Consider the following 15,617-nt stretch of genomic DNA (forward strand, 5'->3'; position numbering starts at 1 on the left):
CGATGAAATAAAGACCGGCGGCGAAAGATATCGCCGCCGGTCTTTTTCAAGCTCTACTCTTGCGAGGGAACGTCTGCTGCTTTCAGCGTTTCTTTTTCAGCCACCGCAGGCGAGCTGGCGCTTTCAATCGTCAGCCTGACCTCCGGGGTGATCAGGTCGGCCAGAATGTTATATATCTCCAGGATATTTCCCCGCGCCGCCTCGCTGGTATCCGAGATGTAGCCTTCGCTGCGTAACGTGGCCACCAGGGTTGAAAATACGGCTTTGTCAAAGAACTCCGGCGCGTTAATGCCGTGCAGCACCGATAGCCGTTGCGCCATATTTCGGCTCTCTTTTTCCAGCGTCCCGCGATTGATCCCCGGATTTGCGCCCAGCAACGACAGCGTAATGGCATAGCGTTGCAGCGTCTCACGTACGCCGGCCGCCAGCAGCTGTAGCGTGCGGATACGCGCCGGGTTGATAAGCAAGTTACCTTCTTTGGCGCACAGTAGCTGCTGCCGCGTCAGTTCTTCGGTCAGCGTGGATAACACGTCCGGCAGTTGCTCTTTGGTGTAATACAGAAACAGTTCCGCCTGAAGCAGGGGATAAAGCAGCGTAATCTGCCGCACCAGTTCGTGCAGGGTAATGCGCCGATGATGGATCACTATGCTGGCAATAAGTGAAGGCAGTATCAGCAGATGCTGAATGTTATTGCGGTAATAGGTCATCAGCACGGCCTGTTCCCGCGGCAGAATAATGATGTCGCCGATATTGTCTTTCTCGACTTCAAATTTATTCATCCCCAGCGCGTGTTCCAGCAATTCATCAGGCGTCTTTTTCGGCGCGGTGATGTCTTTATGGTAAGGCACGTTGCGCAGCAGTTGCAGGTAACAATCCAACTGTTCGCACATTTGTTCGCGGGTCAAAGAACGCTGACGCGAGGCCAGCAATGCCGTCGAACAGAGATTCATGGCGTTCGCCGCCGCGGAATTGTTGATGCGCACCATGATATCCGTCGCGATATCCTGCACGGTCGGCGTGAGCCAGCTTGGGCGCTGGGCTTCAATCGGGTCGATGGCGTCACGCCATTGCGGCACATGCTGATTCAGATAGGCGGTCAGCGGCAGCGGTTCCCCGAAGTTCACATAGCCTTGTCCCAGGTTACGCAACTTACGCAGGCCGCGCACCATCTGCATAAAGCCTTCTTTTTCTTTCGTCGCGCCGCGCAGCTCTTTGGCATAAGTCCCGACTTCCATGACGTGCTCATAACCGACATAAATCGGCACCAGCGTAATCGGGCGCGTACCGCCGCGCAGCATGGCCTGAATGGTCATCGCCAGCGTACCGGTTTTCGGCTCCAGCAAACGGCCGGTACGTGAGCGGCCGCCTTCCATGAAGTATTCGACGGAATAGCCGCGGGAAAATAGCTCGCCCAGGTATTCGCGAAAAATGGTGGAATAGAGTTTATTGCCTTTGAACGTGCGGCGGATGAAGAAGGCCCCCAGACGTCGGAAGATCGGGCCGGCAGGCCAGAAATTCAGGTTGATCCCGGCGGCGATGTGCGGCGGCACCAGCCCCTGATGATAGAGCACATAGGAAAGCAGAAGATAATCCATATGGCTGCGATGGCAGGGAACATAGACGATTTCGTGCCCGTCCTGCGCCAGTTGGCGTACACGTTCGGCATTGTGAACATTGATGCCCTGGTAGAGGCGGTTCCATGTCCAGCTCAATACGCGGTCTGACAGGCGCACGGCTTCATAGGAGAAATCGGCGGCGATCTCTTCCATTAGGGCAATCGCGTTTTGCTGCGCTTTCTCATGCGATATTTTTTTGCTGCGCGCTTCGTCGTCAACGGCTTTTTTGATCGCTTTCGAATCCAGCAGCTTATTAAACAACTCCTGACGCACCGGCAGTCGCGGACCGACTGCGGCCAGACGTTGACGCGAGAAGTGCATGCGTGCGACGCGGGCGAGCTTGTGCGCGATGGTTTTATCCGTGCCGTGTTCGGTTGCCATATAGCGTAATGACACCGGGCTGGAAAAACGCACGAAACTGTCGCGACCAAGCCACAGTACGGCAAAGAACTTCTCAATACCGTTGAGCAGACGCAAATGAGGCGTCGCCTGATGTTGCCCTTCACGACCGGGAGAACGTCCGAACATCACCGATACCGGCACCATTTGCACGTCAAGATCGGGATTGGCGCTATGCAAGTCCAGATAGTCGTGAAATAGCTTGACGGATTTTTGTTTCGGAACGTAATAGCGGAAGACGCGCGGGCCGTCATTGATAAAGACATGACTGGGCAACTGCGTTCCGCCGATATCTACCGGCTGTAGTGGATCCGGCAGACCTAACGCCTGACATTTTGTTCTTAGTGTCAGTAAATCTGCCTGAGAATTGTAAGGCAACACATAGAGAACCGGGCGCGAGGGATCTAACCCCAACTCAGCCACGGGATCTATGGGGATGACTTTACTTTTCACTAACAGTTTGAGTGGGAAATTCAATAAGTTATAGTAAATTTTACGCCAACCTGACATAACAACTTGAAGCCTCTTGTTAGCAATGCGTCGCAAGGATACCAGAAACTGCGCCGGAGATCTGTTGTGATGAGACAACGGTTAAGCGTTAAAATGCGGTCGATCGCTTATAAATAATGGTGAATGGAGGAATAAAACAATGGGGCTGACCCGGATAATCAAGGCAATGGGCTATTCTCTGCAAGGATTAAAGCAGGCATGGCTGCATGAGGCGGCGTTCCGTCAGGAAACCGGGTTGACCATTATTGCCACGATTATCGCTTGCCTACTGCCCGTGACGCTGGTCGAGAAATTACTCCTGATCGCCGTCGTGGTATTGATTATGCTGTTTGAACTGGCGAACAGCGCGATTGAAGCGGTGGTCGATCGTATTGGTACTGAACGGCATGAGTTATCCGGTCGGGCAAAGGACATCGGTTCGGCCGCGGTGTTTGTCGCCATACTGTTGGCGGCTGTCGTCTGGGGCAGTATTCTTTGGCAAAATTTTGCCTGAAGGATTGCATAACTTAATAAAAACCGGCGCTTTACGCACATCCCGGTTCCCAATTGGCAATGACCTGTATATACTCACAGCGAAACTGTATAAACAACCAGGGGGCGGAATGAAAGCATTAACAGCCAGACAGCAGCAGGTTTATGACCTGATCCGCGATCATATTGCGCACACCGGTATGCCGCCAACACGTGCGGAAATCGCCCAGCAGCTAGGATTTCGTTCGCCGAACGCTGCCGAGGAGCATTTAAAAGCCTTGGCGCGTAAAGGCGTCATTGAAATTGTATCCGGCGCATCGCGCGGTATTCGCTTGCTGATGGAAGAAGAGGCTGGCATTCCGTTGATTGGTCGCGTCGCGGCAGGTGAGCCGCTTTTGGCGCAGCAGCACATTGAGTGTCATTACCAGGTCGATCCGTCAATGTTCAAGCCGAGTGCCGATTTCCTTCTACGCGTGAGCGGCATGTCGATGAAAGATATCGGCATTATGGATGGGGATTTGCTGGCCGTCCATAAAACGCAAGATGTCCGTAACGGGCAGGTTGTCGTGGCGCGCATTGAAGATGAAGTGACAGTAAAACGACTAAAAAAACAAGGTAATACCATTCATCTTCTGGCTGAAAACGATGAATTTTCACCTATCGTCGTCGATCTGCGCGAGCAGAATTTCTCTATTGAAGGTCTGGCCGTCGGCGTGATCCGCAATGGCGACTGGAGCTGATTGCCGTCTTTTACAACGGCGGCGCTGACGCGTCTTCTCTATCGCTTCGATTCCGGGGCGATATTGCTTAATCCCTTATATGCGCAAACGCCCCGATGCAACAGATCGCGCGGGGAAAATGAGGTATGTCGTGGAAGCCTGAAAACGCGGCGGAAGGATCTCATCATAGCGCGATATGAAAACGTAGGTTTCGTCCGGCAATTTCTTGTATGGTGTAGCGGGAGAATGAACCTCTTTATAATCACACCTGCATTAAGTGGAATTAGCCTATGTCGAAAAATTATGTCATTACCGTAAAAGATACGGAACAGCCTGAGAATGAAATCTCATTTCAGTTCACCTCGCATGATGATCTCATCAAAGTCATTTCTTTGTCCGATGGTAAAACAGCGCTTCCCGAAGAGCATATTTATCCATTTTTAATCGGTATGAAATTGTTTGGCGAGGTCGTCATGCTTAACAGGAAAGACGAGATGTTCAAAAAAATACATCCGGCTTTAAAAGAGTTTATTGGTGATTTTAAGAAGAGTATAAAAAACAGCCAGTAAACCAAATTCTGGCGGGGCACGGCGAACGTGCCCGATTCGCTGTTAAACAGGTCGGGCTAGCGCTTTTTGATTGGCACCGTATGGTCGTGATCGCAATGATCCGGCTGTTTGCACAAGGCGACTTCCTGACAACCCTCACAGAATCCATGTGCTTCAATAACGCTGTGGTGCAAGGTAAACCCGGCCTGTTGCGCCAAATCACGCAGCGTTTCTTCCACGCCTTCAGTCTGCCGTTCGGTCACCTGACCGCAACGATCGCAGATAAATAGCGCGGAGGTGTGACTGTGACTGTCGATATGATGGCAAAGCACATAGCTATTGTTTGACTCCACCCGGTGAATAAACCCCTGCTCCAGAAGAAAATCCAGCGCGCGGTATACCGTCGGCGGCTTGGCTTGCGGTTCGGATATCCGTAATAGATCAAGCAGGTCGTAAGCGCTGATAGCGCCGGCCTGTTGCATCATCAGGCGTAACACTTCCAGCCGCTGCGGCGTCAGCCGTACGCCACGGTGCTGACAAATCTGTTCAGCCTGGGCAAGTAGTTTGTCCTGATTGGTTGAATCCATCGCCGTATAACCCTGACGCGTTGAGAACAATAGGGATATCTTACCACGACTGAAAGAAAACGCAGAACCCGCGGCATTCACCGGCAGATATTGGCCAAGAGAGGTTAAACCACCAGATCGATCAGCAAGGCGCGCAGCGGTGTTGCAGCCTGCATGGTCAACTCGGTTTCCTGCTGGATAAAGGCGCCGTCGCCGCAGTACAGCGTCTCGCCACGATGTTGATGACCGCTACTAACGGCCATTGAACCATGGATCAACTGAAGATAAGCCTGATTGCCGTTCAGTTTAATGGCCTGTTGCGCATTTTTTTGCAGTTCCAGATGATGGATCCATACCTGCTGGCGGAGCTGCATGCTGCTTTGTTCCCCTTCTGGCGAAGCCAGTAAACTGTGGCCGCTTTTATTCAGCGTCAACCGTTGCAGCGGACTGTTTTCGCGCGTCGGGCAGGCATTCAGCCAAAGCTGCATGCGCGTCAGCGGCTTAGCGGGGCTGATGTTATGCTCGCTGTAGCTGACATTGGGCTGCGTTGCGAGCAATAGAGCATCACCTTCTTTGGCCTGGACATGGAGGCCATCGCTGCCGCGGTACTCCACTTCACCCTGAAGGATGATATTTAAAATATCCACGCGCGGATAAGTACGGGGCTGAAATGAAGACCCTGGCGTCAGCACTTCCTGATTTAGCACCCGCAATGATGCATACCCCAGCAGCTGTGGGTCGAAATAATGGCCGAAAGAAAAAGTATAGCGTGCCTGTAGCCAGCCATAGTCAGCTTGACCGCATTGTTCTGCCGCTCTTCTTATGATCATGGTAGTTTGACCTGGATAATTATTTCTGAAACCAATAGTAATTGTGTGGACGCTGGATTGTTAGCTAGTTAATCTGGTGGGTATATTCAAAATTCCTGAATGAGTACCAAAATGGCTAAAGAACGGGCATTGACGCTGGAAGCTTTAAGAGTCATGGATGCGATCGATCGTCGGGGAAGTTTTGCCGCCGCGGCGGACGAGTTGGGGCGGGTGCCTTCCGCGCTCAGCTATACCATGCAAAAGCTGGAAGAAGAGTTGGATGTCGTGCTGTTTGATCGTTCCGGGCACCGTACCAAATTCACCAATGTGGGACGGATGCTGCTGGAGCGCGGGCGTATTTTACTGGAAGCGGCGGATAAGATTACCACGGACGCGGAAGCGCTGGCCCGCGGCTGGGAAACGCATCTGACGATTGTGGTTGAAGGGCTGATCCCCACTGAAAAACTGTTTCCGCTGATCGATAAACTGGCGCTGAAGGCCAATACGCAGGTTTCTTTGCTGACCGAAATTCTGGCGGGCGCCTGGGAGCGTCTGGAGCAAGGGCGGGCGGATATCGTGATTGCGCCGGATATGCACTTCCGGGCGTCTTCTGAAGTAAACAGCCGCAAGCTTTATACGATGAATAACATCTACGTGGCCAGCCCGGATCATCCTATTCATCAGGAGTCGGAGCCGCTTTCTGAAGTTACCCGCTTGAAATACCGCGGGATTGCCGTTGCCGATACCGCCCGTGAGCGCCCGGTGCTAACCGTCCAACTGCTGGATAAGCAACCGCGGCTGACCGTGACGTCTCTTGATGATAAACGGCGGGCGCTGCTGGCCGGACTGGGGGTGGCGACCATGCCTTATCCGATGGTGGCGCAGGATATCGCCGAAGGCCGGTTACGTGTCGTCAGCCCTGAATATTCGATAGAAAGTCAGATTATCATGGCCTGGCGACGGGACAGTATGGGGGAGGCTAAATCCTGGTTTTTACGGGAAATTCCCAGATTGCTGAATCAGGCCTGAGTTGTGGGGCGCTGATTCGCAATAAGGTGCGACCCGCACACCTTATTGCCTGATCAGCCTTAGCGGGTGAATTGCGCGTCTCGTCCGTGCGGGCTATTCAGATCCTGCTCCGGCCCCAGCGATATTATCCCGTGTGGATTGATGGTGCCGTGACTCCGGTAATAGTGGTGACGGATGTGCGCCATATTCACCGTCTCCGCGATACCGGGCATCTGATAGATATCGCGTAAGAAACCGAACAGATTCGGGTAATCGCTCAGGCGGTATTTATCGCACTTGAAATGGGTGTGGTAGACCGGATCAAAGCGTATCAGCGTTGTCCACAGCCGCAGGTCTGCTTCCGTCAGCTGCGAACCCGTCAGGTAACGTTGCCGTTCAAGGCGGGATTCCAGCCGGGACAGGGCGGCGAAAACCTCGCTCGCCGCTTCATCATACGCAGACTGGCTGGTGGCAAAACCGGCTTTATAGACGCCGTTGTTCACTTTGTCATAGATCCAGCCGTTCAGTTCATCAATCTGCGAGCGTAGCGCGGCCGGGTAATAATCACCTTCCCTGGCGCCAACTCGATCGAACGCGCTGTTGAACATGCGGATGATATCGGCGGACTCGTTGCTGACGATAGTGTGTTGCTGCGTATCCCACAGCACCGGCACCGTAACCCGGCCGCTGTAATCCGGTCGGGCATGGAGATAGAGCTGATAAAGAAATTCGTGCTGATAAAGGGAATCGCCTGTCGCATCAGGGAAATTCGTATCGAATGTCCAGCCGTGATCCAGCATTAACGGATGAACGACAGAAATAGGAATATGTGTTTCCAGCCCTTTTAGCTGGCGCATTAACAGGGGGCGGTGCGCCCAGGGGCAGGCAAGCGAAACATACAAATGGTAGCGTCCCGACTGTGCCGGAAACCCGCCGTCGCCAGTAATCCCCGGTTTTCCGTCTGCGGTAATCCAGTTCCGGAATGCGGATTCTGAACGCTTGAAATGGCCGCCGGTAGATTTGGTTTCATACCAGGTATCATGCCATACGCCATCAACCAGTTGTCCCATAAATCCTCCCGTTAATGAAACCATGCGGAACGACGACAAGCGCTGTATGGCGGTACTTGTCGTCGTTCTTTTTAATTACTCAGTGTAGTACAGACAAGAAGATTCTCTGCTTTACCACTTTTTATTCAGCAGGCGGTCGATGCTGAATGCGCCCGGACCGGTGACGGCCAGTAAAATGAAGCCACCGGCGATAGTCAGGTTTTTCAGGAACATGACCTGGTTTACGCCTTCAGCAAAATTGGTGTGGAAAAGGAGCGCAGTCAGCAGCGTAAAGCCGGCGATAAATACCGCAACCGTGCGGGTCAGCAGGCCGAACAGGATTGCCAGACCGCCGCCCAGTTCCAACAGAATGGTCAGCGGCAGCAGAAAGGTCGGAACGCCCATGGCCTGCATATATTGTTGCGTACCGGCATAGGCGTCACCCAGTTTTCCATAACCTGCGACGATAAATAGCAGTGGCATTAAAATACGCGCAGCCAACAGAACGGTACTTTCTAAATTTTTCATCATATCTCCAATCAATTTTTTATAAAACTTACTTACCCGTTGTGTTTTGGTGACAGGCTCGATATGGGATATCGCTCTTGTCATCAACTTATGGCCAGATAGTATAGTGACCCCGCATGGCACGCCAGCGAGTATAATTGTTTGTTTATTTCAGAAAAATTGATGTTCTATCCAAATCGTGCGTATGCGATGCCGGTGGCATGTGTCGTCTGGCAACCGCAATACGTATTATAGGAGGAGGGGAAAGCTAGCGCAGAGAAAAGGTTTTGCGGAAAAGCCTGACGGTTCCCCAAAGCCCAATTGCGCGACGCCCCCAGCGAATCATGCGGCTTGGGTGGCGTACGCCATAAAGGGCGATGAAGCCGGAGCCAATAACCCAGTATTTGCGCCATTGCATCAGGTTTTGCCAGTAACGGTCACAGGTGGCGGTTGATTCCAGCCACTGTTTTTTACCCGCGGATAAATCCAGCCTTTGCTGCTGGATTTTACGTAAAAGCTGCGTTTTTTCTTTGTCGCGCGGCTGATGACTCATGTTGATTCATCCTCCAGCAGTTTCCGATCGGTCGCCAGCTCTTTGCGGGTTGCCTTGAGCAGGGTAGATCGCCGTACTTTCAGCAGCGTCCAAATCCCGCCAATGACCGCCAGGCCAAGCAAAGTTGCGGTAAGACAGCCCAGCGCAAACAGACGATGCTGCGGCTCGACTCCCCAGATGATCAAGGCAATCAGACTCATCAGACCAAATGCGGCGAAAAGCAGCGTCAACCCGGCCATAATCAGTAACTGAATCAGGTTGGCTTTCTCTTCTTCCAGCTCAATGACCGCCAGACGCAGGCGCGTTTCCACCATACCGACAATAATGGTGATGATGCGCTGAGCCGACGCTATAGCCCCGCTGGCGGGGCCTTGTCGTTGTTTATCAGTCATAATTGAAACTTAACGACGGGAAAGCAGAACACCGAGCACAACGCCAACGGCGGCGCCGATACCAACGCCGGTCCACGGATTCTCACGGACATAATCGTCTGCACATCCCACCGCTTCCCGTGTCTGGGAGGCGATACGTTCACCCGTATCACTCAGGCGAGAGCGGGTTTCTTTTAACGCTGACTCTGCTTTGCTGCGCAGTTTATCCAATTCGGCTTTGGATTTATCACCGGAATTGCTTAATACTTCTTCCAATGTATCTGCCAGTGATTTTAATTCGGCGCGTAAAAATTCAGCATTTTGATCTTTAGCCATATTAATAACCCTTATTGTTGCCATGAACCTGGAGTTTTAACTATAGCCTAAGTTTCAATTTATGCCCGTTAAACTGCGTGCGGATAATTCTGATAACTTATTGTAAATTTTAATAATTTACATATTGGTTACAAATTGAACGATGAATTGTCGGGGAAAGAAAATAATTTGCATCGGCGGGCGTTGTTCGAGATGTTTATTTTCTTTCCAGCGCTTGCAGTTCCTGTTGTTTTTCGGCCAGTTTCTTCTCATGTTTAAGGATTTTTTGCGTATCGCCGCGTTGCTGGCTTTCATTCAGTTCACGTTGGCGTTCAGCGACTTCCGCGCGTTTTTCCGCGATTTTTTGCTGACGCTCAGCGGCCAATCCGGCATCGGTGCAATTTGCTTTAACCTCTGCCAGTGCGCGTTGCAATCCCTGGACACGATGTTGATTGCCGTGTTGACGGGCATGATCGATCTGGCTTTGAATATCCTGTTCTTTTTGTAAACAACCGCCCTGCATATTCCCGGTCTGAGCCAGTGAACTGCCAGAGAGCGCCAATAAGATAGCGCCGATTAAATGATGTATTTTCAAATTCTTATCCTAAATTAGATTGTTTTTGCGTCAGCTTTTGCTGCCAGAATGATGCCGGTTTAGTCGTTTGTTGCGCCGTGATGTTCACTTTAGGCAATGAGACACGCAACACTTCTCTGGCTTCAATACTCTGCTCTGGTGAAACCAGACGCACGATAAGGCTGTCCTGCGCGGGCGTGATACTTTTTATCGCAATGCCATGCTCATTTAATTGCTGATAAATATAGAAGCCGTCAGGCAGCGCCGCACCGTGATGGAGCGGCTTGATATGCAACATGGCCTCATCCGGAGAACGATGCGGCGTCAGCGTCAGCGCCAGGATGGGCAGCGTCACCAGCAACAGTATGCGCCATATTTTTTTCGGGTAATACCGGCGGAGTGACACCGTTAATTTCCTTTCTCTGCGTTAGTGGTACGCTTTTTACGCCAAAGTACGAATAATGATCCGAACAGGCCGAGAAACAGCAGCGCCAGCGGCAACATCATCAGGAAAAACATCAGTTCGTCTTCATATTTCAAAAACACCGGAGTTTTTCCCAACGCGAAACCGAGTGAAACCAGAATCAGCACCCATAACAGCGCACTCATCCAATTAAAGAACTGGAAGCGGGCATTGTCCAGGCCCGACAGGCCGGCGATCGTGGGCAACAGAGTACGAACAAAAGCCAGAAAGCGCCCGATTAACAGCGCTGAAAGACCGTGACGATGGAAAAGCTGATGTGCGCGCTGGTGGTAGTGTGCGGGCAGATGCGACAGCCAGCTTTGTACTATTCGCGTATTGCCCAGCCATTTTCCCTGGATGTAACTGACCCAACATCCCAGACTGGCGGCGGTTGTCAGCAAAACGATGGTAAAGGGGAAATTCATGGTGCCTTTGGCAACCAGAACGCCAACCAGAATGAGTAGGCTATCGCCCGGCAAAAATGCGGCGGGCAGTAAACCATTTTCCAAAAAGAGGATCAAAAACAGCAATATGTAGATGGTCCAAACCAGTTTTGGGTCGGCCAAAACGTCGAAATCCTGATGCCAGAGTGCATTTAACAGTTCTTTAATTATATCCATCCGGTATTCCTAATACTGCTGCATTTCATTTAACCCGTGGCGCTATAAACGCTTCTGGTCATGATAGGGGTGAATACGGTTCACCAGGCGGCACATTCCAATTTTTTTCTTTATAGTTTATCAGAAGGTGATGTCTGTTTTGCGCCAGACTGATGATAACGCTGATTCCTGGGGTTGACTCATGTTTTCTGAGTGCGCAATCTGAATCTCCGGCAGAGAAACATCTTGAGTTAGGAATTGTCTGCCACTGACGCGTTTTACGCTTGAAACTGTGAATTAAGCGCCAAAAAACACGTTAACTGTAACAAAATAGGCGTTCCTGAAACAGAAAAATATCACAGCAACTGGGTTGATTTAAGGCATGTTATGGGGGAAACGTTGATCTTTCTGCCATATTTTACACTCACTGACAGAAATCGACGCTTTTTGACTTTTTGCCCTCGCTTCAGAGACCGAGGGCAACGGCGGTATGACGTGAAATCAGTGCTTATTGCTATGGCTCTGATCCAGATGGACGACCGGGTTTTCCGCAAACATATAGCGATCCACATTAAATTCAAAATCGTCGGTGGTGGCGCGAAACAGCATTTGTTTGGTGTTTTCCAGATGTTGCCACATGGCGAGTTTGGCGGCATGGGGATCTTTACGCATCAGCGCCTTGAGTATCTGGTCGTGCTCTTCGCACCAGCTTTCGATCGACTTGTCATCAATGTGTTCATGCAGTTTCCGCCAGTAGGGGTTGTGTATGCGCTGGCTCCACATTTTCTCGACGATGGCCGCCATCGCTGAGTTTTGGGTGGCCAGGGCGACCTGCACATGGAATTTCAGATCCCATTGTGAATCGCGGAAGCGATCTTCCTGCCGGGCATGTTCCTGAATCTCCATTAGTTGTACGATATCCTGGCGGGTAACCTGCGTCGCCGCAAATTCGGCGATATTGCTTTCAATCAACTGACGGGCCTGAAGGAGTTCAAACGGGCCGGCGGTGACGAATTCGGCATGCTCGCCAGGGGGCAGGCGGTGTTTCTGCTGGTTGGAAATGACATGAATACCCGAGCCTTTACGGACTTCCACATAGCCTTCCACTTCCAGCATAATGATGGCTTCACGCACCACGGTGCGGCTGACGTTCATTTCTTCTGCGATATAGCGCTCCGCAGGCAACTTTTCGCCTACGCGGTAAACACCGCTCTCAATACGCTGCTTTAATTCTGCGGCTAGCTGCCGGTATAGACGTCGGGGTTCTGTGAATTCCATGATGCCTGCTCTTGGATAGATAACGATCCGTGTGCCACGTCAAAGCCTGAAGCACTATCTTGTTAATTGCCGGATGATGATTTGTTATACCACTTAATGCCATCAGCAGCCAATGCGGCGATCACAATTATTAGGTAATCCCGGTATCTGGCGGCTGTTTATCAGATTTTGCGATCGTGAGCGCACTAATGATCGCGGATATCCAACATAATTGGTGTGATATCTTTAAGCGAGCAGCCAATTTGGCGCACAAATGGCACGGTGAGGAAGAAAAACATGCCCCAGTTTCTCAGTGAGGACTTTCTGCTAGATAGCGCATTTTCCCGGCGGTTATATTATGAATATGCCGCCGATCAGCCAATATTTGATTACCATTGCCATTTGCCGCCGGAGCAGATAGCCGAAAATTATCGGTTTGAAAACCTGTATGACATCTGGTTAAAAGGCGATCACTACAAGTGGCGTGCGATGCGAACTAACGGTGTGCCTGAGCGTCTTTGTACCGGGGATGCCGGGGATTGGGAAAAATTTGCCGCCTGGGCGGCAACCGTTCCTCATACTATCGGTAATCCGCTGTATCACTGGACGCATCTTGAACTGCGTCGTCCGTTTGGCATCACCGATACGCTGTTGTCCCCTGCAACCGCAAAAGCGATCTGGGATCGTGGTAATGCGCTGTTGGAGCGTGATGAATTCACCGCCCGTGGCATCATGCGGCAGATGAATGTGAAAATGGTGGGCACCACTGACGATCCGGTCGACGATCTGCGTCACCACAAAACCATCGCCCAGGACGACGGCTTCCCGATCAAAGTATTGCCGAGCTGGCGTCCGGACAAGGCGTTCAATATTGAACTGGAGACCTTTAGCGATTACATGGCGAAACTGGGCGCGGTGTCCGACATCGATATCCGTCGTTTCAACGATCTGCAAGCGGCGCTAAGCAAACGTCTGGATCATTTCGCCGCTCACGGTTGTAAAGTCTCCGATCACGCGCTGGATGTCGTGCTGTTCGCTGAAGCGGATGAGACAACGCTGGATGACATTCTGGCTCGCCGGCTGTCCGGGGAAACCTTGAGCGAACACCAAGTGGCGCAGTTCAAAACCGCCGTGCTGGTATGGCTGGGAGCGGAATATGCGCGTCGCGGCTGGGTGCAGCAATATCATATTGGCGCGCTGCGCAACAACAACCGGCGCCAGTTCAAACTACTGGGGCCGGATGTCGGTTTTGATTCCATCAACGATCGTCCTTTGGCGCAGGCGCTTTCCTGCCTGCTCAGCAAACAGAATGAAGAAAATCTGCTGCCGAAAACCATCCTGTACTGCCTGAACCCGCGTGATAACGAAGTGATCGGCACGATGGCGGGCAACTTCCAGGGAGAAGGCATGCCGGGCAAAATGCAGTTTGGTTCAGGCTGGTGGTTCAACGATCAAAAAGACGGCATGCAGCGCCAAATGACCCAGCTTGCGCAGCTTGGCCTATTAAGCCGCTTTATCGGCATGCTGACGGACAGCCGCAGCTTCCTATCTTACACCCGCCATGAATATTTCCGCCGCATTCTGTGCCAGATGATCGGGCGTTGGGTCGAGGAGGGCGAGGCGCCCGCCGACCTTCCTTTACTGGGCGAAATGGTGAAAAACATCTGTTTTGATAACGCCAAAAACTACTTTGCCATTGAGCTTTAACACCGTGGGCGAGGCCCGTATGGCGCCTCGCCGGTTATTGTCCGTTTTAGGCAAGGATGACGCTGGTTTGAGATCATTCATGCCCTGAATGCGATCGCTGCCCTGAGGTAATCTGCAAATGCAAACGTTGAATCGTGATAATTTTCCCGGTCGTCAGCATCCGGATCGGGTCATTCAATTTGGTGAAGGTAATTTCCTGCGCGCCTTTATCGATTGGCAGTTGGATTTGTTGAATGAACATACCGATCTGGATGCCGGTATCGTGGTGATTCGTCCGATAGACAGCGACTTCCCGCCCGCGCTGGATACGCAGGACGGTTTGTACACTACGTTTATCCGTGGTTTGAATGAACAAGGCGAAGCCGTGCGGGAAGCTCGTCTGATCCGCTCGGTAAACCGTGAAATAAACGTGTACCGCCAGTTTGACGACTATCTGGCGCTGGCGCGGGATGCGAATATTCGTTTTGTTTTTTCCAATACCACGGAAGCCGGCATCAGTTACCAGGCCGACGATCGGCTGACCGATACGCCGCCCGCCAGCTTTCCGGCCAAACTCACTCGGCTGCTGTATGAACGTTTTTGTCATTTTGAGGGGGCGGCTGATACCGGCTGGGTACTGCTGCCCTGCGAACTGATTGACTACAACGGCGAGGCATTGAAAACGCTGGTGTTGCGCTATGCACAACAGTGGAGGCTGTCGCCGGCATTTGTTGGCTGGCTAAATGAACACAATACTTTTTGTTCCACGCTGGTGGACAGAATCGTCACCGGTTATCCGCACGCTGAGGTTGACGAATTACAACAAGAATTAGGCTATCAGGATAGGTTCCTCGACACCGCTGAATACTTCTATCTGTTTGTTATTCAGGGGCCGCAGTGGCTGGCGGAAGCATTACGTCTGAACAAGCTGGCGCTGAATGTACGCATCGTTGACGACATCAAACCGTACAAAGAACGCAAAGTGGCGATTCTGAATGGCGCGCATACGGCGCTGGTGCCGGTGGCGTTTCTGGCGGGCCTGAATACCGTTGGGGAAGCGATGGATGATGCCCGGATCGGCAAATTTGTGGAAAAAACCATCGCGGAAGAGATTGTACCGGTGCTCGATTTGCCTCTCGACGAACTGACCTCATTTGCTCAGGCGGTATTAAGCCGGTTCCGCAATCCCTTTATCCAGCACCAACTGCTGTCTATTGCCTTGAACGGCATGACTAAATTCCGTACCCGCATTTTGCCGCAGCTGCTGGCCTACCATGAATGCCACGGCGCGCTGCCCGCGCGTCTGACATTCGCGCTGGCGGCGTTGATCGCATTCTACCGCGGCGAGCGCGACGGTGAAAACTACCCGTTGCAGGATGATGCGCACTGGCTGGAGCGCTATTCCACGCTTTGGCGCGGCGTGAAAGACGACAGCGTCAGCCTGGATGAGTTGGTGAATGCCGTATTAAGCGATGCTGAGCACTGGGAACAGGATTTAACGCAGGTTCCGGGGCTGGCGGCGCAGGTCACGCGGCAGTTGCAAACCATCGTTGAGCGCGGCATGCGAGCGGCGGTGGACGGTTATTGCTAACGGCAA

General features: G+C 52.0%; 18 protein-coding genes. 6 read left to right on the top strand and 12 right to left on the bottom strand.

Annotated elements, in window-relative coordinates; genetic code table 11:
- Positions 1-53 precede the first annotated feature (53 nt).
- A complete protein-coding gene (gene plsB / locus JG725_RS11780) occupies positions 54-2,525 on the bottom strand; it encodes a glycerol-3-phosphate 1-O-acyltransferase PlsB (RefSeq protein WP_172290212.1) in 2,472 nt (823 codons plus the stop codon).
- A gap of 139 nt (positions 2,526-2,664) precedes the next feature.
- On the opposite strand from plsB, the gene JG725_RS11785 reads away from it, so the two are divergent.
- The 3 genes from JG725_RS11785 to JG725_RS11795 all read left to right on the top strand — a co-directional run bounded on the left by JG725_RS11785 (position 2,665) and on the right by JG725_RS11795 (position 4,284).
- Entirely contained in the window at positions 2,665-3,018 is a 354-nt protein-coding gene (locus tag JG725_RS11785) for a diacylglycerol kinase (RefSeq protein ID WP_172290211.1), read from the top strand.
- Positions 3,019-3,127: 109 nt separating this feature from the next.
- On the top strand, positions 3,128-3,736 hold the full coding sequence (lexA, locus tag JG725_RS11790; RefSeq protein ID WP_172290210.1) for a transcriptional repressor LexA: 609 nt from the start codon (positions 3,128-3,130) through the stop codon (positions 3,734-3,736).
- Between the two features lie 269 nt (positions 3,737-4,005).
- Positions 4,006-4,284 carry a DUF3861 family protein gene (locus tag JG725_RS11795; protein ID WP_172290209.1) on the top strand — a complete coding sequence of 93 codons (279 nt, stop codon included), beginning with the start codon at positions 4,006-4,008 and terminating at the stop codon, positions 4,282-4,284.
- 56 nt (positions 4,285-4,340) lie between these two features.
- Here the strand turns inward: JG725_RS11795 and zur are convergent, their stop codons facing one another.
- Together zur and JG725_RS11805 are read right to left on the bottom strand one after the other, a co-directional pair.
- Positions 4,341-4,850: a zinc uptake transcriptional repressor Zur gene (gene zur, locus JG725_RS11800; protein ID WP_199378135.1), complete on the bottom strand. Its 510-nt coding sequence runs from the start codon at positions 4,848-4,850 to the stop codon at positions 4,341-4,343.
- A gap of 104 nt (positions 4,851-4,954) precedes the next feature.
- Positions 4,955-5,659: a pirin family protein gene (locus JG725_RS11805; RefSeq protein WP_172290207.1), complete on the bottom strand. Its 705-nt coding sequence runs from the start codon at positions 5,657-5,659 to the stop codon at positions 4,955-4,957.
- Between the two features lie 111 nt (positions 5,660-5,770).
- On the opposite strand from JG725_RS11805, the gene JG725_RS11810 reads away from it, so the two are divergent.
- A complete protein-coding gene (locus tag JG725_RS11810) occupies positions 5,771-6,667 on the top strand; it encodes a LysR family transcriptional regulator (RefSeq protein ID WP_172290206.1) in 897 nt (298 codons plus the stop codon).
- A 59-nt stretch (positions 6,668-6,726) separates the two neighbouring features.
- Here JG725_RS11810 and JG725_RS11815 read toward each other — a convergent pair whose 3' ends face one another.
- From JG725_RS11815 to exuR, 9 genes are all read right to left on the bottom strand, one after another.
- On the bottom strand, positions 6,727-7,716 hold the full coding sequence (locus JG725_RS11815) for a glutathione S-transferase family protein (protein ID WP_199378137.1): 990 nt from the start codon (positions 7,714-7,716) through the stop codon (positions 6,727-6,729).
- Between the two features lie 111 nt (positions 7,717-7,827).
- Positions 7,828-8,223 (bottom strand): DoxX family protein, encoded by a 396-nt coding sequence (locus JG725_RS11820; RefSeq protein WP_199378139.1) that lies wholly within the window; start codon positions 8,221-8,223, stop codon positions 7,828-7,830.
- A 247-nt stretch (positions 8,224-8,470) separates the two neighbouring features.
- On the bottom strand, positions 8,471-8,755 hold the full coding sequence (locus tag JG725_RS11825; protein WP_199378141.1) for a YqjK-like family protein: 285 nt from the start codon (positions 8,753-8,755) through the stop codon (positions 8,471-8,473).
- Entirely contained in the window at positions 8,752-9,147 is a 396-nt protein-coding gene (locus JG725_RS11830) for a phage holin family protein (protein ID WP_172290202.1), read from the bottom strand. Before JG725_RS11830 ends, JG725_RS11825 begins: the two co-directional genes overlap by 4 nt.
- 9 nt (positions 9,148-9,156) lie before the next feature.
- A complete protein-coding gene (locus JG725_RS11835) occupies positions 9,157-9,462 on the bottom strand; it encodes a YqjD family protein (protein ID WP_172290201.1) in 306 nt (101 codons plus the stop codon).
- A gap of 196 nt (positions 9,463-9,658) precedes the next feature.
- Positions 9,659-10,036: a DUF1090 domain-containing protein gene (locus JG725_RS11840; protein ID WP_199378142.1), complete on the bottom strand. Its 378-nt coding sequence runs from the start codon at positions 10,034-10,036 to the stop codon at positions 9,659-9,661.
- Between the two features lie 4 nt (positions 10,037-10,040).
- The gene (gene mzrA / locus JG725_RS11845; RefSeq protein WP_199378144.1) at positions 10,041-10,421 is read right to left on the bottom strand and encodes an EnvZ/OmpR regulon moderator MzrA; all 381 of its coding nucleotides are present in this window, start codon (positions 10,419-10,421) and stop codon (positions 10,041-10,043) included.
- A gap of 2 nt (positions 10,422-10,423) precedes the next feature.
- Entirely contained in the window at positions 10,424-11,098 is a 675-nt protein-coding gene (locus JG725_RS11850; protein WP_172290198.1) for a DedA family protein, read from the bottom strand.
- 480 nt (positions 11,099-11,578) lie between these two features.
- Positions 11,579-12,355, bottom strand: a complete 777-nt coding sequence (exuR, locus tag JG725_RS11855) for a transcriptional regulator ExuR (protein WP_199378146.1) — start codon at positions 12,353-12,355, stop codon at positions 11,579-11,581.
- 276 nt (positions 12,356-12,631) lie between these two features.
- Between exuR and uxaC the strand changes: the two genes are divergently transcribed.
- Both uxaC and JG725_RS11865 read left to right on the top strand, forming a co-directional pair.
- Positions 12,632-14,041 (top strand): glucuronate isomerase, encoded by a 1,410-nt coding sequence (gene uxaC / locus JG725_RS11860; protein ID WP_199378148.1) that lies wholly within the window; start codon positions 12,632-12,634, stop codon positions 14,039-14,041.
- Positions 14,042-14,159: 118 nt separating this feature from the next.
- Positions 14,160-15,611 carry a tagaturonate reductase gene (locus JG725_RS11865; protein ID WP_199378150.1) on the top strand — a complete coding sequence of 484 codons (1,452 nt, stop codon included), beginning with the start codon at positions 14,160-14,162 and terminating at the stop codon, positions 15,609-15,611.
- Positions 15,612-15,617: the final 6 nt, after the last annotated feature.

This window comes from Brenneria sp. L3-3C-1, assembly GCF_016456245.1.
Classification (GTDB): domain Bacteria; phylum Pseudomonadota; class Gammaproteobacteria; order Enterobacterales; family Enterobacteriaceae; genus Brenneria.